This window comes from Myxococcus xanthus (genome assembly GCF_006402735.1).
Taxonomy (GTDB): domain Bacteria; phylum Myxococcota; class Myxococcia; order Myxococcales; family Myxococcaceae; genus Myxococcus; species Myxococcus xanthus_A.
Genome location: NZ_CP017174.1, coordinates 6,944,615 through 6,970,919 on the forward strand (window position 1 = coordinate 6,944,615; position 26,305 = coordinate 6,970,919).

At 69.3% G+C, this 26,305-nt stretch carries 29 protein-coding genes; 13 read left to right on the forward strand and 16 right to left on the reverse strand.

What is annotated here, in order from left to right:
• Window position 1 precedes the first annotated feature (1 nt).
• Window positions 2-523 (reverse strand): DUF5872 domain-containing protein, encoded by a 522-nt coding sequence (locus tag BHS09_RS28385; RefSeq protein WP_140799604.1) that lies wholly within the window; start codon window positions 521-523, stop codon window positions 2-4.
• Between the two features lie 82 nt (window positions 524-605).
• Window positions 606-758, reverse strand: a complete 153-nt coding sequence (locus tag BHS09_RS28390) for a hypothetical protein (RefSeq protein ID WP_237077529.1) — start codon at window positions 756-758, stop codon at window positions 606-608.
• A 409-nt stretch (window positions 759-1,167) separates the two neighbouring features.
• On the opposite strand from BHS09_RS28390, the gene BHS09_RS28400 reads away from it, so the two are divergent.
• Together BHS09_RS28400 and BHS09_RS28405 are read left to right on the forward strand one after the other, a co-directional pair.
• Complete coding sequence (locus tag BHS09_RS28400; protein ID WP_174258918.1) at window positions 1,168-2,094, forward strand: lipase family alpha/beta hydrolase; 927 nt, start codon at window positions 1,168-1,170, stop codon at window positions 2,092-2,094.
• A gap of 23 nt (window positions 2,095-2,117) precedes the next feature.
• Window positions 2,118-3,170 carry a lipase secretion chaperone gene (locus tag BHS09_RS28405; protein ID WP_140799605.1) on the forward strand — a complete coding sequence of 351 codons (1,053 nt, stop codon included), beginning with the start codon at window positions 2,118-2,120 and terminating at the stop codon, window positions 3,168-3,170.
• 3 nt (window positions 3,171-3,173) lie between these two features.
• Here BHS09_RS28405 and BHS09_RS28410 read toward each other — a convergent pair whose 3' ends face one another.
• The gene (locus BHS09_RS28410) at window positions 3,174-4,226 is read right to left on the reverse strand and encodes an alkene reductase (protein WP_140799606.1); all 1,053 of its coding nucleotides are present in this window, start codon (window positions 4,224-4,226) and stop codon (window positions 3,174-3,176) included.
• Between the two features lie 97 nt (window positions 4,227-4,323).
• Here BHS09_RS28410 and BHS09_RS28415 point away from each other — a divergent pair, with 97 nt between their 5' ends.
• On the forward strand, window positions 4,324-5,232 hold the full coding sequence (locus BHS09_RS28415; RefSeq protein WP_237079885.1) for a LysR family transcriptional regulator: 909 nt from the start codon (window positions 4,324-4,326) through the stop codon (window positions 5,230-5,232).
• A gap of 11 nt (window positions 5,233-5,243) precedes the next feature.
• Here BHS09_RS28415 and BHS09_RS28420 read toward each other — a convergent pair whose 3' ends face one another.
• Together BHS09_RS28420 and BHS09_RS28425 are read right to left on the reverse strand one after the other, a co-directional pair.
• The gene (locus BHS09_RS28420; protein WP_090490125.1) at window positions 5,244-5,642 is read right to left on the reverse strand and encodes a GFA family protein; all 399 of its coding nucleotides are present in this window, start codon (window positions 5,640-5,642) and stop codon (window positions 5,244-5,246) included.
• A gap of 55 nt (window positions 5,643-5,697) precedes the next feature.
• A complete protein-coding gene (locus tag BHS09_RS28425; RefSeq protein WP_237077530.1) occupies window positions 5,698-6,147 on the reverse strand; it encodes a hypothetical protein in 450 nt (149 codons plus the stop codon).
• 305 nt (window positions 6,148-6,452) lie between these two features.
• Between BHS09_RS28425 and BHS09_RS28430 the strand changes: the two genes are divergently transcribed.
• From BHS09_RS28430 to BHS09_RS28440, 3 genes are all read left to right on the forward strand, one after another.
• Window positions 6,453-6,719 (forward strand): hypothetical protein, encoded by a 267-nt coding sequence (locus tag BHS09_RS28430; RefSeq protein ID WP_201800542.1) that lies wholly within the window; start codon window positions 6,453-6,455, stop codon window positions 6,717-6,719.
• Window positions 6,720-6,752: 33 nt separating this feature from the next.
• Complete coding sequence (locus BHS09_RS28435; protein ID WP_140794574.1) at window positions 6,753-7,214, forward strand: YaiI/YqxD family protein; 462 nt, start codon at window positions 6,753-6,755, stop codon at window positions 7,212-7,214.
• Between the two features lie 71 nt (window positions 7,215-7,285).
• Window positions 7,286-7,768: a VOC family protein gene (locus BHS09_RS28440; protein ID WP_140794575.1), complete on the forward strand. Its 483-nt coding sequence runs from the start codon at window positions 7,286-7,288 to the stop codon at window positions 7,766-7,768.
• A gap of 9 nt (window positions 7,769-7,777) precedes the next feature.
• Here BHS09_RS28440 and BHS09_RS28445 read toward each other — a convergent pair whose 3' ends face one another.
• Window positions 7,778-9,046 carry a DNA glycosylase AlkZ-like family protein gene (locus BHS09_RS28445; RefSeq protein ID WP_140799608.1) on the reverse strand — a complete coding sequence of 423 codons (1,269 nt, stop codon included), beginning with the start codon at window positions 9,044-9,046 and terminating at the stop codon, window positions 7,778-7,780.
• Between the two features lie 169 nt (window positions 9,047-9,215).
• On the opposite strand from BHS09_RS28445, the gene BHS09_RS28450 reads away from it, so the two are divergent.
• Both BHS09_RS28450 and BHS09_RS28455 read left to right on the forward strand, forming a co-directional pair.
• Window positions 9,216-9,824, forward strand: coding sequence for a 2,3-bisphosphoglycerate-dependent phosphoglycerate mutase (locus BHS09_RS28450; protein WP_140799609.1), 609 nt, complete (start codon window positions 9,216-9,218; stop codon window positions 9,822-9,824).
• Window positions 9,825-10,018: 194 nt separating this feature from the next.
• Window positions 10,019-10,687 carry a DUF4476 domain-containing protein gene (locus BHS09_RS28455; protein WP_140794578.1) on the forward strand — a complete coding sequence of 223 codons (669 nt, stop codon included), beginning with the start codon at window positions 10,019-10,021 and terminating at the stop codon, window positions 10,685-10,687.
• 73 nt (window positions 10,688-10,760) lie between these two features.
• Here BHS09_RS28455 and BHS09_RS28460 read toward each other — a convergent pair whose 3' ends face one another.
• The 8 genes from BHS09_RS28460 to BHS09_RS28495 all read right to left on the reverse strand — a co-directional run bounded on the left by BHS09_RS28460 (window position 10,761) and on the right by BHS09_RS28495 (window position 20,139).
• On the reverse strand, window positions 10,761-11,339 hold the full coding sequence (locus BHS09_RS28460) for a hemerythrin domain-containing protein (RefSeq protein ID WP_174258919.1): 579 nt from the start codon (window positions 11,337-11,339) through the stop codon (window positions 10,761-10,763).
• A gap of 11 nt (window positions 11,340-11,350) precedes the next feature.
• Window positions 11,351-12,724, reverse strand: a complete 1,374-nt coding sequence (gene hemN / locus BHS09_RS28465) for an oxygen-independent coproporphyrinogen III oxidase (RefSeq protein ID WP_140799610.1) — start codon at window positions 12,722-12,724, stop codon at window positions 11,351-11,353.
• 138 nt (window positions 12,725-12,862) lie between these two features.
• Window positions 12,863-14,281, reverse strand: coding sequence for a cytochrome c oxidase accessory protein CcoG (ccoG, locus tag BHS09_RS28470; protein WP_140799611.1), 1,419 nt, complete (start codon window positions 14,279-14,281; stop codon window positions 12,863-12,865).
• Window positions 14,282-14,301: 20 nt separating this feature from the next.
• A complete protein-coding gene (locus BHS09_RS28475) occupies window positions 14,302-14,853 on the reverse strand; it encodes a c-type cytochrome (RefSeq protein WP_140794582.1) in 552 nt (183 codons plus the stop codon).
• A complete protein-coding gene (locus tag BHS09_RS28480; RefSeq protein WP_140794583.1) occupies window positions 14,843-15,025 on the reverse strand; it encodes a cbb3-type cytochrome oxidase subunit 3 in 183 nt (60 codons plus the stop codon). The genes BHS09_RS28475 and BHS09_RS28480 overlap by 11 nt, the downstream gene beginning before the upstream one ends.
• On the reverse strand, window positions 15,025-17,412 hold the full coding sequence (ccoN, locus tag BHS09_RS28485; RefSeq protein WP_140794584.1) for a cytochrome-c oxidase, cbb3-type subunit I: 2,388 nt from the start codon (window positions 17,410-17,412) through the stop codon (window positions 15,025-15,027). Before ccoN ends, BHS09_RS28480 begins: the two co-directional genes overlap by 1 nt.
• Before the next feature lie 4 nt (window positions 17,413-17,416).
• On the reverse strand, window positions 17,417-17,608 hold the full coding sequence (locus tag BHS09_RS28490) for a cytochrome oxidase (RefSeq protein ID WP_140794585.1): 192 nt from the start codon (window positions 17,606-17,608) through the stop codon (window positions 17,417-17,419).
• Window positions 17,605-20,139, reverse strand: a complete 2,535-nt coding sequence (locus BHS09_RS28495; RefSeq protein WP_140794586.1) for a heavy metal translocating P-type ATPase — start codon at window positions 20,137-20,139, stop codon at window positions 17,605-17,607. The genes BHS09_RS28490 and BHS09_RS28495 overlap by 4 nt, the downstream gene beginning before the upstream one ends.
• Window positions 20,140-20,188: 49 nt before the next feature.
• On the opposite strand from BHS09_RS28495, the gene BHS09_RS28500 reads away from it, so the two are divergent.
• Window positions 20,189-20,902, forward strand: a complete 714-nt coding sequence (locus BHS09_RS28500; RefSeq protein WP_140799612.1) for a sulfite exporter TauE/SafE family protein — start codon at window positions 20,189-20,191, stop codon at window positions 20,900-20,902.
• Window positions 20,903-20,942: 40 nt separating this feature from the next.
• On the opposite strand, the gene BHS09_RS28505 is transcribed toward BHS09_RS28500, so the two are convergent.
• On the reverse strand, window positions 20,943-21,584 hold the full coding sequence (locus BHS09_RS28505) for a TetR/AcrR family transcriptional regulator (RefSeq protein WP_228559401.1): 642 nt from the start codon (window positions 21,582-21,584) through the stop codon (window positions 20,943-20,945).
• A 207-nt stretch (window positions 21,585-21,791) separates the two neighbouring features.
• On the opposite strand from BHS09_RS28505, the gene trhA reads away from it, so the two are divergent.
• The 4 genes from trhA to BHS09_RS28525 all read left to right on the forward strand — a co-directional run bounded on the left by trhA (window position 21,792) and on the right by BHS09_RS28525 (window position 24,819).
• Window positions 21,792-22,403, forward strand: a complete 612-nt coding sequence (gene trhA / locus BHS09_RS28510) for a PAQR family membrane homeostasis protein TrhA (RefSeq protein ID WP_237080472.1) — start codon at window positions 21,792-21,794, stop codon at window positions 22,401-22,403.
• Between the two features lie 99 nt (window positions 22,404-22,502).
• A complete protein-coding gene (locus tag BHS09_RS28515) occupies window positions 22,503-23,126 on the forward strand; it encodes a TetR/AcrR family transcriptional regulator (RefSeq protein WP_140794590.1) in 624 nt (207 codons plus the stop codon).
• Window positions 23,126-24,016 carry an alpha/beta hydrolase family protein gene (locus tag BHS09_RS28520; RefSeq protein ID WP_140799615.1) on the forward strand — a complete coding sequence of 297 codons (891 nt, stop codon included), beginning with the start codon at window positions 23,126-23,128 and terminating at the stop codon, window positions 24,014-24,016. Before BHS09_RS28515 ends, BHS09_RS28520 begins: the two co-directional genes overlap by 1 nt.
• Before the next feature lie 23 nt (window positions 24,017-24,039).
• Complete coding sequence (locus tag BHS09_RS28525; RefSeq protein ID WP_140799616.1) at window positions 24,040-24,819, forward strand: crotonase/enoyl-CoA hydratase family protein; 780 nt, start codon at window positions 24,040-24,042, stop codon at window positions 24,817-24,819.
• A 161-nt stretch (window positions 24,820-24,980) separates the two neighbouring features.
• Here the strand turns inward: BHS09_RS28525 and BHS09_RS28535 are convergent, their stop codons facing one another.
• Entirely contained in the window at window positions 24,981-26,276 is a 1,296-nt protein-coding gene (locus BHS09_RS28535) for a YecA family protein (protein WP_237079886.1), read from the reverse strand.
• Window positions 26,277-26,305 lie beyond the last annotated feature (29 nt).

The window sequence follows — 26,305 nt, forward strand, 5'->3', positions numbered from 1 at the left end:
GTCAGCGGCGGGTCGTCTTCTTGCGCGCGGTCCGCGCCGCCGCCGTGTTGCGCACGAACTGCTTGCCGCGCCGGGCCCCTTCGCGCTTCTTGCGTTCCGTCGCGTGCTTCTGCGCGGGGCTCAGCTGCGCCCAGGCTTTCTTCGGCAGATAGCGGGACGTGGTGCCGCCTTTGCGCGCACGAGCGTCACCTTCTTGTGTCTGCCATTCCTCCTGCGTCCAGGACGTGAGCGACTTCTGCGTTCCGCCACGGCCGCCCCGGTAGCCCCCACCGGCCTTCTTGTATTCGGCCGCCACGAGCTGCGCCTTGCGAGCACTCCACTCCCCTGCCTGCCCCCCCTTGCTGCCCCGGAGGATGCGCGCCTTGATGCGCTCGCGCAGCTCCGGCTCCGTGTACCGGCCGCGGGAAGCGGCCTTCCGAGCGGTGGAACGGGAGGCGGTCTCCGTCTTGCGGGTGGTACGGCCACGCGATGACGAGCGGGCCGTCTTCACGGCAGGGGTGCGTGAGCGCTTCCGGGTGGCCATGTCGTCCTCCTCGCGGTCCGAATACCCGCTCAGGGTGGGAGCGGCGCGAGCCATCCGCAAGCGCGCCGGCCCTCTGCCCCCCTCAGCGCGGCAACGCCACCATGTCCTCTGGATTCACCGGGACGCCCAGCCGTGAGTACGAGAACACCAGGGACGTCTCGATGCGGCTCACCTCGGGACGGCCGGTGAAGGACAGGATGGTCAGCCGCCGGAGGTGTTCGGTATCGCGACACAAAGGCCACCGCGCGCCTGCATCAGCACATCCTCTCCGTGGGAAACACCGTGGACCCTTACGAGGGCTACCGAGCCTTTCGCGGCCAGAACGCGGACGCCCCCGCGTTGATGCGTGAGCGTGCCTTTCCGTTGAGCATGGATTCCACAGCCAATGAGTCACCCGTGACACAGTGACTCAAGATTTCACCCCGCAGGAGCGACCAACGCACTGCGACACAGAGGCTCACGACGTGAATCAGCGCACTGCGTCGCGAGCCCTTGACGCAATACAGCAAGAGCATGTGACGACTGACCTCACTCGTTTTGCCGATAATGCAGGAGGCGCCTTGATTCTGGTCTGTGATTGGCCTACGCGTTGATTCGCGGGTCAATCCGCAGTGGACCCGTCCCCCGAACAGGAGCCCCTCCTCATGCGAAACGCTGTCCGGACACTGGTTCTGGCTGTCGCGGCACTTGGCTTGTGGGCGCACCCCGCGCTCGCGAATACCCAAACACAGACCCGCTATCCCATCGTGCTGGCGCACGGCATGGCGGGCTTCGACTCGCTGTTTGGCGTCTACGACTACTTCTACGGCATTGGCTCCGACCTGCGCTCGGGCGGGGCGACGGTGTACGTGACGAGCGTTCCGCAGTTCAACACCACGGAGCAGCGTGGCGAGGCGCTGCTGGCGCAGGTGAAGGACATCGTCGCGCGCTCGGGCAAGGGCAAGGTGAACCTCATTGGCCACAGCCACGGCGGCCTGGACGTGCGCTACGTGGCGGCGGTGCGCCCGGACCTGGTGGCGTCCGTGACGACGGTGGGCTCTCCGCACAAGGGCGCGGACCTGGCGGACTACCTGCGCGGCAACCTCCGGGGCGGCTCCTTCACGGAGAGCGTGCTGGCCTACTTCGCCAACAACCTGGGCACTGTCCTGGGGCTGCTGTCGGGGAAGACGAACCCGCAGGACGCCATTGGCGCGCTGGCGGCGCTCAGCAAGTCTGGCACGGCGGCGTTCAACCAGAAGTACCCGGCGGGCATCCCCTCCAGCAGCTGTGGCCAGGGCGCCGCGACGGGCACGCAGGGCCAGCGCTACTACTCCTGGTCCGGCACGGACCCCTTCACCAACCTGCTCGACGTGTCCGACTACCCGATGAAGCTGAGCTCGTTCTTCTACAGCGAGGCGAACGACGGCCTGGTCGGCAAGTGCAGCTCGCACTTCGGCACGGTGCTGCGTGACAACTACGACATGAACCACCTGGACGAGGTGAACCAGGTGCTGGGCCTCACCGCCTTCTTCACCAACCCGAAGACGGTGTTCCGCAACCACGCCAACCGCCTGAAGGGGCTCGGCCTCTAGACGGCCGCGCGCGAAGGACCGCCATGAAGAACCGCGCCGTCATTCCCGTAGCCGCGCTGTGCGCCCTGCTGGGTGCGGGCGTGTTCTCATGGTGGAAGGCCCAGGCGACGCCCACGCCGCCTGGGCCCGCTGTCGCCGCTGTCTCAGCGCCGGTGCCCTCCGCGCCGCGCGTGGGCACACCGGCGCCGCAACGTGCCGTGCCCACCGCGTCGCCCGCGGACACGACGTCCGCCGCGCCCGCCCTGCCCCCCATGCCGGGCTCGCTCCAGGACACGGAGGAGGATGGCTCGGTGCAGGTGGATGCGTCGGGTCACCTGGTGGTGTCGGCGGACCTGCGGCGCCTGTTCGACTACTACCTTTCCGCGATGGGCGAGGAAGGGCTGCCTGTCATCCGCGAGCGCATCCTCGCCTCGCTGCGGGCCAAGAATCTGCCAGCCGCGGCGATGGAGGAAGCCGTGCGTGTGCTCGATGACTACCTGGCGTATCGCGACGCGGCGCGCACCTTCGCGGCGAACCACCGGGGCGCGGAGCTGGACGTGGGCGCGCGGCTGGAGTCCCTGCGCGAGCTGCGCCGCGAGCACCTGGGCCCCTGGGCGGAGGGACTCTTCGGTGACGAGGAGCGGGTGGATGCGGTGTCGGTGGAGCGGATGAAGCTCCAGCAGGACACCACGCTGTCGCCCGAGGAGCGCGAGCGCCGCATCGCCGCGCTGGATGAACAACTCCCCGCGGAATACCGCGCCAGCCGCGACGAGGCGCTGCGCCCCCTGCGGCAGCAGGCGGTGGAACGGGAGCTGGTGGAATCCGGTGCGTCGGCCGAGGACCTGCGCCAGCACCGGCTGGCCACCGTGGGCCCGGAGGTCACCGAGCGACTGGAGGCCATGGACCGCGAGGAGGCCGAGTGGAAGCGGCGACTGGCGGAGTTCCGTTCCCGCCGGGAGGCGCTGGGCCAGTCCGAGCCGAACCCCGCCGCGCGTCAGGCCGCCGTGCAGCGGCTGCTGTTCGACTCCTTCACCCCGGAGGAGCGCTTGCGGGTGGAGGCCCTGGACGCCATCGACGCGGCGGCCAAAGCTCCCTGAGCCTCACAGCGCCGGGTAGTCCACGTAGCCCTGTGGGCCCGGCGTGTAGAAGCTCTGGAATTGAGGCGCCGTGAGGTCGGCGCCCTTCCGCATGCGCGACACCAGGTCCGGGTTGGAGATGAAGGGCCGGCCGAAGGAGACCAGGTCGGCCTGCCCCGCGTCGACCGCCGTCTGCGCGCTTTCGCGTGTGAAGCCTCCGTTGACGATGATGGGCCCGCCGAACCCTTCCCGGATGGCCCGCGCCGTCGCCTCGAAGCCTTCGTGGGGATTGGACACCAGGTGCACATAGAGCAGCCCCTTCAGTGACTGGGCCAGTGTCGCGTACTGCTCCGCCACCGCGTCATGTGGCGGGAGGTCGTTGAACGTGTTGTAGGGCGACAACCGGATGCCCACGCGCTCGGCGCCAATGGCGTCCGCGCTGGCCCGCGCCACCTCCGCGACGAAACGCGCCCGGTTCTCGGCGCTGCCCCCATAGGCATCCGTGCGCCGGTTGGTGTGCGGATGAAGGAACTGCTCCAGGAGGTAGCCATTCGCGCCGTGCAGCTCGATGGCGTCGAAGCCCGCCTCCACGGCGTTGCGTGCGGCCTGGACGAGCTCCTCGCGCGTGGCGCGCAGGTCCGCGTCCGTCATCGCCTCCGGCACCGGATACGGCTGCAGCCCTTCCGGGTCCGTGTACATCTGCCCTTCGGGACGGACGGCACTGGGCGCGACGATGCGGGCGCCCGCTGGCAGGTTGAGGGGGTGCGCGATGCGGCCCACGTGCATGAACTGGGCGACGATGCGGCCCCCCGCGGCGTGGACGCTCCGGGTGATGCCGCGCCAGCCTTCGACCTGCTCCTCCGAGAAGATTCCCGGGATGCGCGCGTAGCCCAGCCCATTGGGAGAGGGCGCGATGCCTTCGGTGATGATGAGTCCCGCGGACGCGCGCTGCGTGTAGTACTCCCGCATCAAGTCGTTGGGTACGCCGCCCACCGCGCGGCTCCGCGTCATGGGCGCCATCACGATGCGGTTCGACAGGGCGATATTTCCGAGCCGGTAGGAAGAGAAAAGGGCCATGGGGTTGCTCCGCGGAATGGGGACACCGACAATCTGCGCCCGCCAAGGCTGTTGGCCAATGTCATGATTTCGGAAGTACTGTCCGGTCATACGGACAATGCGCCAGGCAGACCCCAACGCTGTCATCGCCTTCGTCGAGGTCGCCGACCGGAAGAGCTTTCGCGCCGCGGCGCTCGCCCTGGGAGTGCCGAAGTCCACGCTGAGCCAGCGCGTGGCGGCGCTCGAAACGCACCTGGGCGTCCGGCTCTTCTCACGCACCACGCGCAGCGTGACGCTCACCGACATCGGCGCCAGCTACCTGCACGAAGTCGCGCCTGCCATCACCGCGCTGCGGGACGCCGAGGCCCTGGTCGGGAAGCTCCAGTCCCACCCGAGCGGACGCTTGCGGATGACCACGCCCTTCGAACTGGGACAAAGCGTGCTCGGCGAGGTGCTCTCCACCTACGCATCCCGCTATCCCGAGGTGCGAATCGAGGCCGACTGCACGGACCGCCGGGTGAACCTGGTCGAGGAGGGCTATGACCTCGCGGTACGCATCGGCCCCATGGATGACTCACGCCTCATCGCGCGCAAGCTCGGGGAGCCTCACCGGCTGGGGGTGTTCGCGAGCCGAGCCTATCTCCAGCGCATGGGCGTTCCAGGCAAGCCGCGCGACCTGGTGAAGCACCGCTGCCTGGCGATGACGGGCTCCCTCACGCCCACCACCTGGAACTTTCGCGGAGACACGCGCGCGACCTCCGTGGGCATCGTCCCCAGCCTGTCCGTCAACAGCTTCCGGGTGCTGGTGGCACTGGCGGAGGCGGACCAGGGACTCGTCCGCCTGTCGAGGATTCACGCCTCCGCCGCCGTCGCCGAGGGCAGGCTCGTCGAGGTGCTCCAGCGGTTCGCGCCGCCGCCCTTGCCCCTCTTCGCCATCTACCCAAGCGCCCGCAACGTCTCACCCGCGGTTCGCGCCATGCTCCAGGTGCTCACGGACTACTTCAAGCAGCCCCCCTGGTCAGAGTAGCGAGCCAGCGCTCACTTCCCAGGGAAGGTGTCGTACTCCACGAGGCCCGGAGTGATGTCGTAGTAGTCCCCCTTGCTGCCCAGGTAGATGTGCGCCTTCTCGCGAATGCCGGTGGGCGACTCCAACGTCCCGGCGCAAATCGACATCTTCGCGGAAGGCGCTTCATCGAACAGCACACTGGAACCGCACTCGACGCAGAAGCCGCGCCGCACCGTGGGCGAGACGGTGTGCCATTTGAGGCCGTGCTCCTCCGTGAGCCGGAAGCCATCCCGGTCCACGGCCGCGTAGGCCCCGACGTGCCCATGCCATTTTCGGCACTTCGAGCAGTGGCAGTACGTCACCGCCGTCAGCGGCGCGCTCACCTCATACCGCACCGCTCCGCAAAAGCAGCCACCCGTGTTCTTGTTCATGCACTCGTTCTACGACACACGCCACGAGCGAGCGCGTGCAATCCACGAGTCGGGTTCAATCGTCATCATCATCGTCATCGTAGTCCCCGCCCAAGAAGCCAGCGGCCCGCTCCGGCGACGGCACGTTGAAGGTGCAGGTCAGCTCACTGCCATCCCTGTAACGATAGACGTAGCGGCCCGCGGCGAAGTCATCATTCACCGCGTCCAGGGTCACCGAGCCCGCCACCGGCGCGCCCGTCGTTTCGGGAAAGCCCGTCGTCGAGCGTGTCGCCACGCTGGCGAGCCAGTCCACCACCAGCGAGTCCGCCGCCGGCACCAGCCGCCGCCCGTCCTCGTTGGCCAACGCCACCGTCACCGGCCCGCCGCTGACGACGGCTCCACTCACGAGCCGGATGTCCACGCCGAACTGCGTCATGCCCACGGCGCCCTTGGGGTCGTAGCTCAGGTCAATCCAGGTGCCGTGCTGCCCATTCCCGCCGGAGCCATTGCGGATCCACCGGGACATTTCTCCATCGATGGGCCATTTCACACGGGTGCCCAGGAGAGTGCCTTGGCATTCCCCCGTGGCTTCGGTACCGCAAGCCGTGGTGAGCAGGGTGATGGCAATGATTGGAATGACGACACGCATTGAAAATAGAGGCATGGGCGCCATCATAGATGCGACCGCCAGTCCTTCCGAAAAGCGGCCCCCAGCCGCCGTCTTCCATCCGGGATGACGCATTGCATCCTGACGACCGCAAGGGATTGCCTCTCACGGTTTGTCCCCGTCGGCGTGCAAGGCATCCCTGTCGCCCGGTAGCCTTTCACGCCATGCACGAGCAGGAACCCGCAAGGCCCACCGAGGTCGCGCCCCTTCCAGCGTGGGCCGTGTGGCTGGGCGCCACCGGATGGTGGCTGGCGGACGCCCTCTTCTCCGTGAGCCAGGTGCAGCTCCTGCAACGCATTGGCGAGGCGGAGGTCTCCGGGGGCGAGTTGTGGCGCATGTCCCTGGCCAGCGCGCTGCTGCTGGTCGTGGTGGGCCGTGCCACCTTCGTGGTGCTGACCCAGGACCTCATCGGCTCGGCGCGCCGTGGGTGAGTCCGCGCGCGAATCCTGAGATAGTCGTCCCGTATGAAAATCTGGGTCGATGCCGACGCCTGCCCGGGCCCTGTCCGGGACATCATCCTGCGTGCTGGCCAGCGCGTGAAGGTCCACACCGTCTTCGTGGCCAACCGCGCGCTCTCCCTGCCACGGCTGGCCTATGTCTCCAGCGTGCAGGTGGGCGCGGGCCTCGACGTCGCGGACCAGCACATCGCCCAGCAGGCACAGCCGGGAGACCTGGCCGTCACCCAGGACATTCCGCTCGCCGCGCTGCTGGTGCCCAAGGGCGTCGTGGTGCTGGACCCGCGCGGAGAGGTCTTCACCGAGGAGAACGTCGCCGAGCGGCTCTCCGTCCGGAACTTCATGCAGGAGCTTCGGGAGAGCGGCGTGACGACCGGCGGCCCTGACGGCTACTCGGCCCAGGACCGGCAGCAGTTCGCCGCCGCCCTGGACCGCGAGCTGACCCGGCTGGTGAAAGCGGTGCCCAAGTAAAATTCATCCAACCCCTCCGAGCGCGGCGGAGGCATCCTCCTGGCATCCACACCCACCCAGAAAGGTGCTCGATGAACGACAAGAACCCGTCCGCCTCCGCAGCCGCGACGCTCCCCGAAGGCCCCCGCCTCTCCCTGGCCCTGGTGACGAAGGACGCGCCCGCCGCGCTCGACTTCTACACACGGGCCTTCGGCGCCCGGGAGAAGTACCGGCTCACCGAGCCGAGCGGGCGCGTGGGCCACGCGGAGATGGACCTGGGCGGCGTGACGCTGATGCTCGCGGACGAATACCCGGAGTACGACATCCTGAGCCCCCAGAGCCGCGGGGGCACGACGTGCTCGCTGAACCTCCGGGTGGATGACGTGGACGCCGCCGCCCAGCGCGCCATCGACGCGGGCGCCACCCTGGAGCGCCCCATCCAGAACGAGTTCTACGGCGAACGCTCGGCGCACCTGAGAGATCCGTTCGGCCATCGCTGGGCCCTCAACGCCCGCATCGAGGATGTCTCCCCCGAGGAGATACAGCGCCGCTTCACGCAGATGCTCCAGGGCTGAGGCGCCGGCCTACTTCCCCAGCGACTTCACGAAGTCCGCGCGCTTCTGCACGGAGTCCTCGTTGTCCAGGCTGAAGCTGCGCGCGAGGCTGAAGTCCTCTCGAAGGAACGTGGCCGTGTCCTCGGCCAGGGCCAGCACGGCCTTGCGCCGCTTGGGCGCCAGCGGCTCGAAGGTGTGGAACACCACGTCGTCCGCCTTCGGGTCGAACTCCCACAGCCCCACCAGCCGCTCCGCGTCCAGCACGGGGCGGACGAAGATGTGGGCGGCCTCGCCCAGGGTGCCGCCCTTCGCGGAGCCCCACGTTGGAACCTCGATGCCATGGTGCTTGGGGTCCGTCACCCAGGCGGGCCCGCCATGCGACGAGACATACAGGTCATGCGCGGGCAGCAGGGACACGGACGTGGCCGCGGGGACCTTCTCTCGCAAGGCAGCCAGGACGTCCTCGGGCACATAGGCCGCCTCCGAGTACCCCTCCACGGCCACCCGCACCAGCCCCGCCCGCGCCACGGCCGCCTTCGCGTCCCGCTGCGAGAAGGCCGACCACGCCGCGAAGTCCTCCACCGTCGCCGGACCGAACTGGCGGAAGAAGATGGCCGCCAGCCGCGCGTTGCGCTCCTCCGCCGCGGCGGGCACCTTGGCCCCGGTGAAGGGGTTGCGAGCCGTCAGCCGCCAGAGGTAGCGCTCCGTGTCCAGCCGCCCCCCCTCCGTGCGGCGCTCCACCTTGCCCTCGAACTCCAGGTGGCGCAGCGCGGGCGGCAGCGTCGAGGACAGGCCCACCTTCTTGCCCACCTCGCCCAGGCTGCGCACCACGCCCGCGGGCATCGCCTTGCGCAGCGCGTCCGTGGACAGCGGCCCCTTGCGCAGCGCCACCAGCGCGGCCTCGGCCACGTCCGCCAGCTCCTTCGCGTCCAGGCCCACCTTCTCGTGCTCGCGGTCGGCCCGCTTGCGGTACGCCTCCTCGGCCACGCGCAGCACCAGGGGCACGTGGGCGCGAGGCACCAGGTAGATGCAGCCACGCACCGCGGGAACCACCTGGAGCTGGGACGCCTCCGCCGCCGCGTCCAGGTCCGCCCGCCGCAGCCCCGGCGCTCGGGCCCTCACCGCCAGGTACACGTCCACGCCACCCAGCGTCCGCACCCAGCCGGTCGCGGCGACCACCTCCTCCAGGCTCCCCTTCAGCGGCTCCGCGAGCCCCTGCGTCCGCAGCCAGTGCGCACGGGCGCGGGCCAGGGTGATGCTCAGAGCGGAATCAGCGGATGCGGCGGCCTTGCGAGCCATGGTGTCTCCTCCTCCGTCCCCTCTAGTGCGATGGGCCCCGGCTCCACCAGGGGCACCGCGTGCGAAACCAGCCTGAACGGAGCGCGAGACTGTAGAGCCAGGAACGCCCGGCCCCGGGTGGACGCGTACACCCCTGGCCGCCCCAGGGCTTCCGGATTACCTGGAGGCCATGCCTACCCTCGTCCTCGTCCGACACGGTCAGTCGCTGTGGAATCAAGAGAACCGCTTCACCGGCTTAGTCGACGTCCCCCTCACCGACCAGGGTCGCCAGGAGGCCCGGCGCGCGGCGGAGGCGCTGAAAGGCATGGAGTTCGACGTCGCCTATACGTCAGCGCTCATCCGGGCGCAGGAGACGCTGTCCATCCTCCTGGACTCGTTGGGACAGCAGGTACCCACCATCCGGGACGCCGCCCTCAACGAGCGCAACTACGGCGACCTGCAGGGGCTCAACAAGGCGGACGCCGCGAAGCGTTGGGGGGACGCGCAAATCAAGAAGTGGCGCCGCTCCTTCGACGTGCCGCCCCCCAACGGCGAGTCCCTGGAGATGACGGCGAAGCGCGTGTTGCCCTTCTATGAGCGCGCCATCGCCGGGGACCTGCGCCAGGGGAAGAACGTGCTGGTGGTGGCCCACGGCAACTCCAACCGTTCCCTGGTGATGAAGCTGGACAACCTCACGGGGGAGCAGGTGGTGGGGCTGGAGCTGGCCACCGGGGTGCCGCTCGTCTACGAGATGTCGCCGGACGGAGAGGTGCTATCCAAGCGCACCGCGTCCCCCTGACTCAGGTGAAGGCACAGGGGGCTACCCATCCCCCCTGGAGTCATGGGATACGCACGGCGGCGCGAGGACGGCTCAGGCCGCTCCAGGGGGAACTTCCGTGGTCCGGAGGCAGGCTGCACGCCCTACCGCGTCCGGTTGAATGTAACCGGCCCCGGCGCGTCAGATGCTCCGAGCACATGAAAGGACGCTCCCCCATGAAGGCCCTGATCACCTCCCTCGCTCTCCTCTTCGCCCTTCCCTCCCTTGATGCCCACGCCCAGGCGGAGATGCGCCGTCCGCACGGTCCGCCGCCGGGCCAGCCCATGCCGCAGCCGCACCATCCGAACCAGCCCAGCTACCCGCCGCAGCACTCCGGCAGCCAGGTGGTGGTGGACCGGCGGGAGTTGAACGAGCGCCTGGACCGGCTGGAGAAGCTGCTGAAGGAAGCCGAGCAGCGGATGAACCGGCAGGAGCGCAACAAGTTCCGCAACGCCAAGGAGACGCTGAACTCCGTGCAGGACCTGGTGAACAGGGCGCCGCTGCTGGCCACCGTCCTCCCGCCGCCGCCGCCCATGCCGCCCCCGCAGCCGGCGGTGCGGCCCATCTCGGACAGCGAGCTGCGCCGCATCCACTCTTCCATCTCCCTGCAGACCTTCGCCGAGGACAAGATGCGCGTGCTCGTCTCGGCGGCCCAGCACCACTACTTCCTGGTCTCCCAGGTGGGCCAGCTCCTGGGCAACTTCCAGTTCACCCAGGACAAGCTGGCGGTGGTGCGCGAGCTGAAGCCGTACATCCTGGACCCGCAGAACAGCCACATGCTCTACAGCCACTTCTCCTTCTCCAGCGACAAGAAGCGGCTGGACGAGATTCTCTCGCAGCGCTGAGCCGCGCGGGCCGACACGTAGACAGCAGGACTCCGGGCGTCGCGGGAAGTGCTCCCGCGGCGCCCGTCGCGTTCTAGAATGAGCACACCGGTCCGCGCGGGAAGAGACGTCCCGCCGGGACGGGCGTGAAGGCGCGCTCCATGGCCTCCGCGGCCTCCGCCAGCGAGCCATGCGACGCCTCGATTCGGGCGAAGCGCGTCCGCATCCGGTCCAGGATTCCCGCGGGCAGCAGCCGCCGCGCCATGGGGAACACCTGCGCCTCCTCCACCCCGGTGTGCCCCCGGTACAACCGCAGCCAGTCGTCGGCCGCGTCGAGCATGCGCGAGGGGTCCGTCTCCCCGCCACGCAGCATCGTCTCCGCCGCGCAGAGCATGGCCACCGCGTGCTCGCTGCCGGTGCCGTGCTCGCCGGACACCTGGGCCAGCAGCCCGGGCGCCAGCGGCAGCCGGTGCGCCACCATCGTCTGGAAGAGCACCATCTCCTTCGCGTGGTGGCTGCCATCAACGAAGGTGAGGAAGAAGTTCGCGGCGCGCAGGAAGAGCGAGGCCGAGACGAACTCCCCATCGCGGCCCTTCGCCACCGCCCGCTCCAGGACCTCCAGCACGCGCTGGATATGGCGGTGCTCCTGGTTCAACACGTCCAATGCATCCATGACCGACCCCTTCACACCGTGCGGGAAAAGCGGGGGCGCTCCGTCCCCGCGAGATACGCGTCGAACACCATGGCCACGTTGCGGACGAAGAGCCGCCCCATGGGCGTCAGCTCCAGCTGCGAGCCCGTGCGCGTCACCAGGCCGTCGTCCTCGAACGCGCGCAGCCGAGCCAGCTCCGGCGCGAAGTAGTCGGCGCCGTCCGGCCCCAAATCCACCCAGAAGTTGCACATGAGCCGGGTGATGACCGCGCGGCGGCGCTGGTCGTCCGCTGTCAGCGACAGGCCGCGCTCCGTGGCCAGGCAGCCCTGGGAGACGCGCTCGTAGTAGCGCGGCAGCGCGCGGACGTTCTGCGCATATGCGCCGTCCACGTCGCTGATGCCAGTGCTGCCAATGGCCACCACGTCCAAGGCGGCCTTGATGGTGTAGCCCTGGAAGTTGCGGCCCAGCCGGCGCTCGGCCTGCGCGCGCGCCAGCTCGTCCTCTGGCACCGCGAAGTGGTCCATGCCAATGGGCCGGTAGCCCGCGGAGACGAACGCCGCGTAGGCGGAGCGGAACAACTCCAGCTTGGCGCGCCCGCTTGGAATGGCCTCCGCGGGCATGCGCCGCTGGTGCTTCAGCACGTCGGGCATGAACGCGAAGGAGTAGACGGCCAGCCGGTCCGGCCGCATCGACAACACCGTGTCCAGCGTGCGGGCCCACCCTTCGGCGTCCTGGTGCGGCAGGCCGTAGATGAGGTCGAAGTTCACGCCCTTGAAGCCCAGCAGCCGCGCGTGCTCCAGCAGCGCCCGCGTCTCTTCCGGGGACTGGATGCGGTTGGTGACCTCCTGCACGCGCGCGTCGAAGTCCTGCAGGCCCATGGACACGCGGTTGAAGCCCAGGCTCCGAAGCAGCGTGAGCTGGCCGGGCGTCGTCACGGCCGGGTGGATTTCGATGGCCACCTCCGCGTCCTGCGCGATGCGGAAGCGGCGGGTGAGCACCGTCCACAGCCGTTCGAGCTGCCGCTCATCCAGGAAGGTGGGCGTGCCTCCGCCCCAGTGAATCTGGGACAGGGAGCGCCGCCAGCCGAGCCGCTGCACCACCAGGTCCAGCTCCATCTCCAGATGGTCGATGTACTGGTCCGCCGCAGCCCGGTCACGGCTGATGACGACGTTGCAGCCGCAGTACCAGCAGAGGCTGCGGCAGAAGGGCAAGTGCACGTAGAGCGACAGCGGCTCGGCGCGCTCCCGGTTGCCTGCATGCTCGAGCCGCTCCACCAGATGCTCCGGACCGAAGTCCTTCCGCCACTCGGGCGCCGTGGGGTAGCTGGTGTAACGAGGGCCGGAGACGTCGTACCGGCTCAGCAGGGCTTCGGGCGGCGTGGGGACTTCCTGGCGGGGGGGCTCCATCTCACCGCGTCACCATTCCAAGCCTCGTGCCAGGATCATCCAAGGCGGGGGGAGGAGGAAGTCGCGCAGGCCTTGCGGCCCCATCCACCCACGGCGCAACGCCTGCGCCGTGGCGCCCCTGAGCGGGGGCACCTTGCCCTAACCTCCCGTGGGGGCAGGTCCCAGGAAACGGGCTTCCATGCGCTTCACTTCACCGGAGGCCGAGTCCGCCACCTCGACGGTGAAGTGGAATGGAAGCTCCGTTCCGCTGCGGTCCACGGTGATGAACAGCGGCACCCGGAAGCTCTCCAGCGAGGCGAGCGTCACCTGCGCCTGTGGCACCACCACCTTCGCGGGCACGGGACTGTCCACGCGGATGGTGAGCACCGTCTCGGAGGGGTTCTTGTTCACCAGGTGCAGCTCGAACTGGTTGCGCACCGTGCCCTGCTCGACGACGTAGGGCATGCCCTGGAAGCGCAGCAGGTTCGCCTCGAAGGGCACGCGCCGCACGAGGCTCAGCGTGAGGCCCACCACCGCCACCAGCATCAACGCGCCGTAGATGAACAAGCGGGGCCGGAGCACCCGCCGTGGCTGCCCGTCCAATCCGTTGAGCGAGTCATAGCGGATGAGCCCACGCGGCCGGCCCAGCTTGTCCATGACGCCGTCGCACGCATCCACGCACTGCGCGCACGCAAGGCAGTCCATCTGCAAGCCATTGCGGATGTCGATGCCCGTGGGGCACACGGCCACGCACTTGAAGCAGTCCACGCAGTCGCCGCGCGGAGGTGCTGCCGCACCAGGAGGCACCTTGAGCAGCCGCCCCCGGGGCTCACCGCGCCGCGTGTCGTAGCCGACGATGAGCGAGTCCCGGTCCTGCATCGCGGACTGGAGGCGGCCATAGGGGCACACCACCACGCAGAGCTGCTCACGAAACCACGCGAAGTTGAAGTACAGCGAGCCCGTCACGGCCATGGCCCAGGTGAAGGCCACCGGCGAAGCCACCGGGCCATCGGCCACCATCGCGACGAGCCCTCCCGCCGAGACGAAGAGGCTCAACGCCGCGTGGGAGATGAGCAGCGACACCGCGACGTACGCGCCATGCTTGAGCACCGCCCGCGCCACGCGCACGGGCGTCCACGGCTCCTTCGCGGCCTTCAGCCGGCGCTCCCGGGGCCCATCGAAGAACCGCTCGATGGGGCGATAGAGCGCCTCCAGGAACACCGTCTGGGGACACGCCCAGCCGCACCACACGCGCCCCAGCCATGCGGTGAAGAACAGCAGGCCGAAGCCCACCGACGTCAGCAGGAACAGGACGCGCCAGAAGTCCTGCGCGTTGTACGTGCCACCGAAGAGGTAGAAGCGGCGCGCCGCCACGTCCAGGTGCACCGCCGGGTGGCCCCCCACCTCCACCAGTGGCAGGGCCAGGTAGATGGCGATGAGGACCGCGAAGCCCACCCGCCGCCGGGTGATGAACCGGCCGCGAACGTCCGCCGGGTGGAGCGCCAGCCGCGAACCATCCGCGTGGATGGACGTGAGCTGGTCGATACGCGGGCCATCCCGCTGCGGTGCCGCCGACATGACTGCATCCTCTCCGTGAGCTACGGCTGCTCGGGCTCGCCCTGCGGCTCCTTGCCGCCGGGCGCATTGGTACCTTTGAGCGTGAGCAGGTAGGCAGTGACGGCCTTGACGCGCTCGGCGCCCAGGGTGCGCTCCCACGCGGGCATGCCCTTGGCCACCACGCCGTCCGCCACGACCTTGTGGATGGCCATGGGCCCACCACCGTGCATCCAGTACGCGTCCGTCAGGTTGGGACCGATGGAGCCCTGTCCCTGCGCGCCGTGACAGGCCGCGCAGTTCGCCTGGAACACCTGCTTGCCGCTGTCCAGGGAGGCCGGGTCCTTGGCCAGCGCGAGCAGCATGTCGTCGGACGCCGGGGTGTTCCCGGACGCGCGCTTCGCCACCTCCGCGGACTCGGCGGCGTACTCACCGAGCTGCCCGGGCCCCGCCTCTGCGATGTGGTACCAGAACCAGTACCCCGCGCTGAAGATGATGGACGTCCAGAGGATGAACAGCCACCAGTTGGGCAGGTGGTTGTCGTGTTCCTCGATGCCGTCATAGACGGAGTGCAACAGCGGCTTGTCACTGCTCATGGCCGCCCTCCCCCTTCTCGCTCAGCGGCATCCGCGCGAGCGTGTCGAAGTCCCCGCTGCGCCGCGCCACGAACACCCAGGCGACGACGCCGAGGAACACCGCGATGAACAGGACCAAGGCGAAGAGGGGCAGCTCGGTGAGCGACATCCCCTGATAGAATTGCTTGTACATCAGCGGCCCTCCTCACTGGCGATGGTGGCGGCAGGCAAACGGTCCGGCGGCGCGGGCGACTTCTCCGACGGCGCGGGCAGGTCCTGCGGCCCACGTCCCAGGCGCTGGAGGTAGGAGATGATGGCCACCATCTCCGAATCCCACGCCACCTGGACGCCCTGCGCCGCCAGGTCCGCGGTGATGCCCTCCGCCTGTGTCTTCTGTCGCGCCTCGGCGCTGTCCACGTCCGCGTTGCTGTACGGCACGCCCAGCCGCTGCATCAGCGCGAGCTTCTTCGGCGCGTCCTTCACGACGATGCGCTGCTCAGCCAGCCACGGGTACGGCGGCATGTTGGAGCCGGGGCTCGTCGCCCGGGGGTCCATCATGTGCGTGTAGTGCCAGAGGTTCGGGTACTTGCCGCCCAGCCGGTGCAGGTCCGGGCCGGTGCGCTTGCTGCCCCACTGGAAGGGGTGGTCGTAGATGAACTCCTCCGCGCGGGACACGTCGCCGTAGCGCTGCGTCTCCGCCACGAAGGGGCGAATCATTTGCGAGTGGCAGGTGTAGCAACCCTCGCGGACGTAGAGGTCACGCCCCTGGAGCTCCAGCGGCGAGTACGGCTCCTGCGCCTGGCCGTGCGCCGGCACGGCCTGCTTGAGCATGATGGTGGGCAGCAGCTCCGCCACACCGCCAATCAGGATGGCGATGAGCGTGAGCACCGTGAACGCCAGCGGCTTGCCCTCGATGAGGCCAAACCACGACGGCCGGCCCGCTTCACGGTCCCTGCGGGTGACAATCCAGGCGAACTCGCCCAACGCGATGATGGCGCCCATCAGCACCACCGCGCGGACCGGCTTCGCCCAGCCGAGGAACATCGTCACGGTGAGGATGGCGATGGCGAACACCAGCGGCCGGCCGGTGACGACCTGCACCCAGCCAGGCGTCGGGGCCTTGGCGGGGACGGGCTCGGCGACGGGCGTGGGCGCGGGTGGCTCCACGACGACGGTGGTCTCCCCGTCCACGGCCTTGCCAGCGCGGGCCGTCTTCCACAGGTTCCACGCCATCATGATGAAGCCCACCAGGTACATGGACCCGCCGACGAAGCGGACGATGTACATGGGCCGGATGGCCAGCAGCGTCTCCACGAAGTTCGGGTAGAGCAGCGTGCCGTCGGGGTTCGCCGCGCGCCACATGAGGCCCTGCGTGACGCCGCTGATCCACATGGAGACCATGTAGAGGAGGATGCCCACCGTCCCGAGCCAGAAGTGCGCGTCCGCCGCCTTGGGCGAGTGCAGCTTCGTGCCGTACAGCCTGGGCACCAGCCAGTAGAACATGCCGGCCGCCATGAAGCCGTTCCAGCCCAGCGCGCCGCTGTGGACGTGGCCGACAATCCAGTCCGTGTAGTGGCCCAGCGCGCTCACCGACTTGATGGACAGCAGCGGCCCTTCGAAGGTGGCCATGCCGTAGAAGGTGACGCCCGCGATGAGGAACTTGAGGACGGGGTCCTCGCGCAGCTTGTACCAGGCGCCCTTCAGCGTGAGCAGGCCGTTGAGCATGCCGCCCCACGACGGCGCCCACAGCATGACGCTGAAAATCATGCCCAGCGACTGCGCCCAGTCCGGCAGCGCCGTGTAGAGCAGGTGGTGCGGACCGGCCCAGATGTAGATGAAGACCAGGGCCCAGAAGTGGATGATGGACAGCCGGTACGAGTACACCGGCCGCTCCGCCGCCTTGGGCAGGAAGTAATACATGATGCCCAGGATGGGCGTGGTGAGGAAGAAGGCGACGGCGTTGTGGCCGTACCACCACTGCACCAGCGCGTCCTGGACACCCGCGAAGACGGAGTAGCTCTTCATCCCCGACAGCGGCAGCGCCAGGCTGTTGACGATGTGCAGCACCGCCACCGTGACGATGGTCGCGATGTAGAACCAGATGGCGACGTAGAGGTTCTTCTCGTGGCGCTTCGCCAGCGTCCAGAAGAAGTTGATGGCGAAGACGACCCAGATGACGGCGATGGCCACGTCGATGGGCCACTCCAGCTCCGCGTACTCCTTGGAGGTGGTGAAACCCAGGGGCAGCGAAATCGCCGCCGCGACGATGATGAGCTGCCAGCCCCAGAAGTGGATTTTCGAGAGCAGGTCCGACGCCATGCGCGTCTTCAACAGACGCTGCGTGGAGTAGTAGATGCCCGCGAACATCATGTTGCCCACGAAGGCGAAGATGACCGCGTTCGTGTGCAGCGGGCGCAGGCGGGAGTAGGTCGTGTAGGGGATGCCCAGGTTCGCCTGCCACCAGGCGAGCTGACTGGCCACCAGCGCCCCTACCGCCATGCCCACGATGCCGAACAGCACCGACGCGATGATGAAGCGCCGGACCGTGGTGTCGTCATAGATGATTCGTTGCTGATGCACGGCTTCACTCCTGGGAAGCGGAGGGCGGAGGCTCGGGAGCGCCAGGCGCCGGAGCGGCGCTGTCGTCTTCGAGCGGGAAGAGCGAGAGCCGGTCGGCGTGCTCGTGGTCGCGGTGGCGCACGCTGTAGACGAACAGCAGCACCGAGCTGGCGACGAGCATCAGGCTCACGAAGACCTGGAGGACGAGGACGTTCATGCCGGCACCTCCCGCAGCGGCGGCGTGGGCGTGGCGGCGGCGCGCTCGCGTGAGGCGGACAGCCACCACACCGTGAAGAGCACGGTGGCCAGACTGGTGGCGGGCATGGCCACGGCGGCGCGCAGGGGCGTCATCCAACCCGCGAGGCACACGGCGACGGCCACCACGTTGTAGCCCACCGCCAAGGCCAGCAGCCGGCGCACCACCTGGCGCAACCGGGCCGACAACCGCAGTGCCTCGCGGATGGCGCCCAGGCCTTCGCCCAGGAGGAAGAAGTCGCTCTTGCCCGGCATCACCGGCCGGTCGATGGCGGGTGTACCCGCGCAGAGGGCTCGCTCGAAGGCGAGGCTGTCGTTGACGCCGTCGCCCAGGTACAGCGTGTCCGCCGCGTCCAGCTTCGCGACGGCCTCGGCCTTCTCCTCTGGACGCTGACCACTCAGGGTGTGCTGGGTGGGGATGCCCAGCGCGGCGGCCATGTCATTCACGCGCCCCTGGCTGTCCCCCGAGATGAGCCACACCTCGCGGCCTTCATCCTGGAGCGCCTGGACCTCGCGGCGCGCGTCGGGACGTACCGACTCCCGGAGCTGGAAGAAGGCCACCGGCACGCCGTCCCGCGTGAGGACCGGGCCCGCAGCGAGGCCCGAGCCGGAGAGGAGGACCTCCATACGTCCGCTCGGCCTGGGGTGGCGGCTCGCGGCATTGCCCCACTCCCCCGACACGCCATCCGTGGGCTCGCGCTCCGGCAGCCATGTTTCCACCGTACGCGCCTCGGTGGCCCAGTCCGCGCGGCCCAGCCGCCAGCGCACGCCGTCTCGATTCAGCTCCAGCCCCTGGCCCGCGAGCTCCGACACTCGCGCCTCGGGGTTGAAACGCGCGCCTTCCCGAGCCAGCGCGGCCGCGAGGCAGCGGCTGGCGGGGTGGTTGCTGCGCGACACCAGGTCGAAGGCGATGTCGCGCGACGCGGGCGTCAACCCCGCCACGGCGGCGCGGTCCACCAACTCCAGCCGCCCCAGCGTCAGCGTCCCCGTCTTGTCGAAGAGCACCTTTCGCACGCGGGGCAGCCGGTCCAGCAGGTCCGTGCTCCGGATGAAGAAGCCGCCACGGCGCAGGCGCGCCTGGACCAACTCGTAGGCCAGCGGCGTGGCGATGCCGATGGCGCACGGGCACGTCACCACCAGCAGCGCCACCGCCACCTCCAGCGCCTTGTCCGGCCCGGCGGGCCACCACAGCGCGAGCCCCAACGCGGAGACGAAGAGCACCGTGACGACCCAGCGGCGCGACACGCGGTCCCAGAAGCGGGTGTGCAGCGCGGGGCCTCCCGCCTCGGTGGGCGCCCGGCGAAGCAACGCCACCAGCGGCGAGTCGGTGAAGGCCTGCTTCGCCTGGACACGCACGGCCTCGCGCCCGGCGTTGAACGCGCCGGCGGGCAGCGCACCACCCTGCCCCACCGCGCGCTCACCGGGCTCGCCCGTAATCCAATCCGTGGACACTCGGGCGCCCGAATCGAGCAGCAGCGCGTCCACCGGCACCAGGTCCCCCGGCGCAATCACCAGCACGTCGCCGTCGGCCACCTCGGCGGCGCGCACGGTGGCGAGCCGTGCGCCCTCTTCCCTGCGCACGAAGAGCCCTTCCGCCCCGTCGTCATCCAGCAGGAAGCGTCGGTTGCGCTCCAACACACGCTGCTGGAGCCACCGCCCCACCAGCATCAACGTGACGAAGGTGTTGAGCGTGTCGAAGTACGCCAGGTCGCCGCGCCCTCCGCGCGCCTGCGCCAGCGACATGCCGAACACCAGCAGGATGCCCAGGGCAATGGGCAGGTCCAGGTGGAGCACGCCGCGCCGGAGTCCCTGGAGCGCGGAGCGGAAGAAGGGCCAGCCGCCCACCACCACGACGGCGGACGACAGCCACAGGCTCAGCCGCGTGAAGAGGCGGAAGACATCACCATCCTCCGGCGTGAGCCCCACGTAGAAGCTCACCGAGAACAGCATCACGTTCATCGACAGCGCGGCGCAGATGCCCAGACGGATGGGCAGGTCCAGGCTCGTGCGTTCCGGGCGCTTGCGGCTGGGTCCGAAGAGGTAGCCAAAGCCCTCCACGCCGCGAAGGAACTCCGCCACGTCGAAGGCGCCGCGCCGCCACAGCATTCGCACCTTGCCCAGGGCCGGGTCCACCGTCAGGCCTGCCCCGCCCTGTTGCCGGCGGAACAGCTCGTTCATCAGCCACACGCATGCGGCACAGTGGATGCCCTGCACGTCCAACTCGAGCGCGCACAGTGGACCGGGAATGGCCTCGGCGCGGCTGATGAGCGGCTCCAGCCACGCGAACGCGCGTTCCTTGCGCGGCTCAGGCGCCGGCGCCGTCTTTCCTTGCGCGAGTTGGTAGTAGCGCGTGAGCCCCTGCCCCACGAGCAGACCGTGCACGGCTTCGCACCCCACACAGCAGAAGTCGCGCGCCGCGCTCCCAGGAGGAACGGGACTGCCGCAGTGGAGACAGGCGGCCGGAGCAGGCTCCGATGGCGTGGAGGCAGGCATTCACGATGTCACCTTGCGAACGGCATGCCTGTTGCGATGCACCGCGTTCATGTCGCCCGAACCGGCCGCACTCGCCTCGCTGCTGCACACCACCGCCCCCACCGTCATCGCCGGCGCACTGGGCGCCTTCGTGGTGGGGCTCACGGGAAGCGTGCATTGCCTCCTCATGTGCGGACCGCTGGCCTGCGCGGGCCTGCCCGGTGTTCCAGGCCCGGAGCGGCGCCGGGCCGTCGTCGCCTACCAGGGAGCGCGCCTGGGCGCCTATGCCCTCGTGGGCGGCGCACTGGGCCTGCTGGGCGGAGGCGTCACCCAGGCCCTGGCGGTCTCCACGCGCCCCTACCTTCCCTGGCTGATGGCGGTGGCGCTGGTCGCGTCCGCGCTGGAGCTGGGCAAGCGCCTGCGCCCGCTGCCAGGCATGGCGAACCTCGCGCGGTACGTGACGCGCTGGGGCGCAAAGTTTTCGTGGACGGGCCGCGCGAGCGCAATGGGTGCGGTCACACCGCTGCTGCCCTGCGGCCTCCTCTATGGCGTCTTCGCGGTGGCGCTGGCGACGGGTTCCTTTGGAGGTGGAGCGCTGGTGCTCGCCGCGTTCGCGCTCGGCGGCCTGCCCGCCCTGCTGGGGGCGCAGCTTCAGGCGGCCCTGTGGAAGCACCGCCCGAAGTGGATGTCGCTGCTGCTCCAACGGGCGGTACCGCTGGCGGCGGCGGCGGTGCTCGTCTACCGCGCTGTAGGCACCACCAGCGGCGACCCGAGCTGCCATTGAGCGCCCTGCCACGGTCCCGCGCGCCACACCACGGCCGGTCTCAACCGCCGCGTCGTTTCGAGCCGCGCCGCCCACTCGAAGCAGCCGGCTCCTTCGGCAGGTGCCGCAATCCCATCCACCCGAGCGCCGCGACGTGGCGCGCGACGTGGTCAATGGTGAAGGAGCGCCCGTCCTCCGCCCACCACTGCCCCACCTGCGTCACCATGCCCACCAGCGCGTTCGCATAGATGGGCGCGACCTTGGGGTTGTAGCCGGCGTGCTCGAACTCGCTCTTGAAGATGTCCGCGACCCGCAGCGCGAGGTCGTCGATGACGCGCGTCAGGCCTCGCCGTCCAGCCGCGAGCGGTGAATCGCGCGTCATCACCGCGAAGCCCGCGGGCTCCTCCTTCGCGTACGTCATGAAGGCCAGCACCGCCCGTTCGAACCGTTCGCGAGGCGTACCCGTGGCGATGCTCTCCGACACGCGCGTCACCAGGTCATCCATCTCCCGGTCCACGATGGCCGCGTAGAGCCCCTCCTTCGCACCGAAGTGCTCGTAGACGATGGGCTTCGACACGCCCGCCTGGTGGGCGACCTCCTCGATGGAGGTCGCTTCGTAACCCTTCGAGGCGAACACACCTCGCCCCACCGCCATCAACTGGACCCGGCGGTCGGCACCCGACAGTCGCTTCTTCGTCGCCACGTTGACCTCTAACCTACCCAACAGTAACTTACTCAACCGGAACCTACCAACTGGTAACTCTCCGGTGGAGTTGGAGCCCCTCATGTATCCCGTCTCTCGCCGAGCCGTCTTGCCCGACGCAGCCGAGTTCAACGTCCTCGCCGTCCTCGAATCGCAGGTCCGGTCCTGAGCGCCCAGGCCGCGGAGAAGCCGAAGCTGCGGGGTGTCCTGCATCAGTTCGCCGCCACGGGTGCGCTTGGAGCGGGCCTGGTGCTGGTCTCGATGGCCCCGACCGACCGGGCCGCGACTGCCGCCGCCGTGTTCGCCGTCAGCCTGGTGGTGTTGTTCGCGGTCAGCGCGACCTACCACCGGGTGAACTGGTCCACGCGCGGGAGGACGTGGATGCGGCGCATGGACCATGCCTCCATCTTCATTCTCATCGCGGGCACCTATACGCCCGTCGCGCTGCTGGGCATCTCCGGGGCCGCGGGCAACCGCCTGCTGCTCCTCATCTGGGCGGGCGCGCTCGCCGGCGTCCTTCAGTCGCTGTTCTGGATACAGGCCCCCAAGGTGGTGACGGCGGCGTTGGCCGTCGCGGTCGGCTGGACGCTGGTGCCGTACTTCGATGAAGCACGGCAAGCCCTCACGGGCAGCAACCTGACGCTCATCCTCGCGGGAGGCGTCGCCTACACGGCAGGCGCCCTCGCCTATGCCCTGAAGCGGCCGAACCTCCGGCCCGGCGTCTTCGGCTACCACGAGATGTTCCACGCGTTGACACTGGTCGGTGCCGCGCTCCACTTCACGGTCGTCCTGCGACTCGTCCGCGCCGCGACCCTGTAGACAGAGGAATGTCGGGGCCAGGGCGCTGGTCACCAGACAACTCGAGCCGGCTCGCCCGGCCGCTTGACTAGAATCTGGCTCTAGAATCAGATTCTAGTCATGGAGCGAAAACGTCGCAGCGCGACCGGCGAACAGAGCCGTCGTGCCATCCTGGATGCCGCGCTGGATTGCTTCTCCCGGCTTGGCTGGGCGGCGACGACCATCGAGGATATCCGTAAGGTCAGCGGCGCCAGCGTGGGCAGCGTCTACCACCACTTCGGTGCGAAGGAAGGCATCGCGGTGGCGCTCTATATCGACTGCCTGCGCCTCCATCAGGAGTCGTTGCGGGCTCGGCTGGAGCGCAAGCACGACGCGGAAGCCTTCGTGCGAACCATCGTCACCCACCACATCGCCTGGTCCCGGGAGCACCCGGAGGCCGCCCGCTATCTCCTGCGCATGCGCCGTGAGGAAGCCGTGGCCGCGGCCGAACAGGAGATTCAATCCGCGACGGGCGACTTCATCCGGGAAGGCTTCAGCCGGCTGAAGACCTACGCACAGTCGGGCGAGCTGCTGCCACTGCCTCCGTCCGTCTACATGCCGCTGATGCTTGGCCCCGCCCAGGAGCTGCTGCGTGCCTGGGCCAACGGCCACGTGGAGCTCAAGGCAGGCATCGAGAAGGTCCTCGCCGATGCCGCCTGGCGATGCCTGCGTCCGGAGACAGCCCCCTCCAGGAAGGTGCCGTGATGCGGGATGACGCCCTGCCCTCTCCCGTCGCGACGTCCTCACCGGAGGTCGTCCAGATTCCCGCCCGGGATGGGCTTCCCCTCGCCGCGACGGTGTACCAGGGGCGCCAGGACAATGGCGTCGTCGTCCAGATCAATCCCGCGACGGCCGTGCCACGCAGGTACTACGACGCCTTCGCCCGGTTCCTCGCGGGCCGTGGCTTCACGGTCGTCACGTATGACTACCGGACCATGGGGGACTCGGTCGTCGACGCGGCCCTGCGCAACCAGGCCCGCTTCCAGGACTGGGGCGAGTTGGACACGCCAGCCGTCGTGGACTGGGTGACAGCCCGGTTTCCCGCGCACCGGCTCGCCGTCGTGGGCCATTCGGCGGGCGGACAGATGCTGGGGCTTGCGGAGAATGCCTCGCGCATCCAGGCCGTGTTGCTGATTGGCTCACAGCACGGCTGGTGGCGGCACTGGCCTCTCCACCAGGCGCTGCCCCTGGCGGCCATCTGGTACGTCGCGCTGCCCGTCTCCGTCGCGGTGCTGGGCTACTTCCCGGGCCGCGCCGTGGGCTCGCAGGACGTTCCGGGAGGCATCGCCAATCAGTGGGCGCGCTGGTGCCGCAACCCGAACTACGTCTCCGACGACAATGGCGCGCCGCTGCGGCCGTACAACGACCGAGTCCGGGCACGGATACGGCTCTATAGCTTCTCCGACGACGCCATCGCGCCGGAGGCAGCCGCGCGTGCGTTGCTCGACTACTACCCGAACGCGACACGCGAGCACCTGCACCGCACGCCCGCGGAGCTCGGGATGAAGCGAATCGGCCACTTCGGCTGGTTCCGCGCCAGCACGCCCGAGGCCGTCTGGGTGGAAGCGGCGGATTGGCTTGAACAGACGAAGTGACTCCACCACCCAATGAGGGACTCATGAGCAACTTCATCACGGAAGAGACCGAAGGGTTCGTGCGGAAGATTGGACTGAACCGCCCCGAGAAGCGGAACGCGATGAACATCGCGCTCATCGAGCAACTCTCAGGTGCGCTGGGGCGGGCCGAGGCCGACGAGAGCATTCGCGTGTGCGTGCTCTTCGCTCACGGCACCGTATTCACGGCGGGGCTGGACCTCATGGATGTGTTTCCCAGGCTCGGTGACGCCCAGACGCTGTTCAGCGCGGCGGGCATCGACCCATGGGCGACGCATGGCCCCGCGAGAACGAAGCCGCTCATCGTCGCGGTGCATGGCAAGTGTCTCACGCTCGGCATCGAACTGATGCTCGCGGCCGACATCACGGTGGCTTCCGAGGACGCCTCCTTCGAGCAGATTGAAATCGACCGCGGCATCTTCCCCTTCGGCGGGGGCACGGCCCGCTGGGTGCGGACCATGGGTTGGGGCAACGCGATGCAGTACCTGCTGACGGGCGATGCGCTCGACGCGCGTGAAGCGCACCGGTTGGGGCTCGTGCAGCGTGTCGTCTCGCGCGAGGCGCTGATGGAGACGGCGATGGGCATCGCGGCCCGCATCGCGTCGAAGCCACCGCTCGCCATCAAGGCGACCATCGAAAGCGCGAGGACGGCCGTCCTCGAAGGGGAGCGCGCCGCGGCGGCGAAGCTCCTGCCGGCCATCCAGCAGCTCGCGACGACCGAGGACGTACAGGAGGCGCTCTCCGCCCACTTCGAACGCCGGCCCGCGACCTTCCGAGGCCGATGACTCTCTCAGGAGGCCCGGAGCATGCCAGCGCATCCAGAGCCTCATCACGGGGAGCCCACCTCGCTCCGCGCGTCCGACGGATTCTCGCTCGGCGCGAGCCGCTTTGCCGCCACACCGCCCCTTCGCGGACGCGGCCGGCGTTCCGCAGACCTTCTCCCGCCTCAGGCCTGCTCGGTGCGCAGCGTCACCGGATGCTCCTTGAGCCACGCCTGGCAGCGCTCGATGCGCGCGGCGGCGGCAGGCAGGCCCATGCTCAGCAGCAGTTCGCGATAGGGATCGAAGGCCTCCGGCGTCCACGCGGTGAGCGCCTTGAGGTCGGCCAGCGCCACCATCTCCTCGGGCGTGCGCCCCTCCGCTTCCTTCCGCGCCGTGAGCAGCGCGGCGAGCGTCATCCGCGCGGGCTCCGCCTCGAAAGCGATGGCGGCATCCATGTACGCCGTGCGGGTGGCGTCATCCGCCGCCGCATCCTTCGCCTTCTCCCGCAGCCGGTCGAGCAGCCCCACGAGGAAGTCCTCGTCGAGCGCGTCCTTCACCGCCCGCATCAGCCCCGTCACCGCTTCCCGCCGCACCGCGGGCTCCGTGCCCGTGGGCAGGGACTTCAGCGCCTGCATCGGGTCCCAGAGCGCGCAGGTGAGCCACAGCTCCTCTTCGGGAGAGAAGACGGCCGGCGTCGTCGAGGCCCGCAGCCACGCCTCCACGCGGGCGGCGCGCTCCTTGGCCTCGCGGGCGATGCGCTCGGCCAGCTCCGGGTCCTCCTGCACGTACTTGAGCAACGCGCCCACGTCGCCGCCGCGCGCCTGCTGCAGGGCGGCCTTCGCCTCGTCGGAGAGGGACTCCTCCTCCAGCCCCTTCACCAGCGCCTCGTACTTCTGGGACAGCTCCTTGTGCCTGGCGCTCCACTCGCGGAACTGCACGTCGAAGACGACGTCCAGGACGGGGATGTCCTCCGGCCGGGCCTTGCCCATCCGCTTGGACGCGGAGGCCAGCAGCGTGCCCACGCCAATCGCCCTCCGGTCCTCGGCGGACAGTCCAGGCGTGGACATCTTGGACATCAGCGCGGCGCCGAGCGCCTCCAGGAACGCGGGCGTGCCCAGCGCGCGCACCGTTCCCACCAGCAGCTCGCGTCGGGCGCTGGAGGCGTCCTGGTCCGCGTTCTCCGACAGCCGGGCCAGTTCCTTCCCCACGTGCTCGGAGAAGTCCTTCACGTCGAAGCGCAGGCCGGGCACCGGGCCCCAGCCCGTCATCAGGTCCGCCAGCCGCTCCAGGGCACCGGACAGCTTGGACACATCGGGGTCGCCCAGCACTTCCATCGCCGCTTCCAGGTCGACCCTCAGGGGCGCGGCGGGGGCGGCGGGCGGCGAGGCCCGGGCCCGGTCCTCGGAGGCATGGCAGACCTTGTACTTCTTGCCACTGCCACAGGGACACGGGTCGTTACGGCCGGGCTTCTTCGAGCTCAAGGGGTCCTCAGGGGGTCGCGTGTGCGACA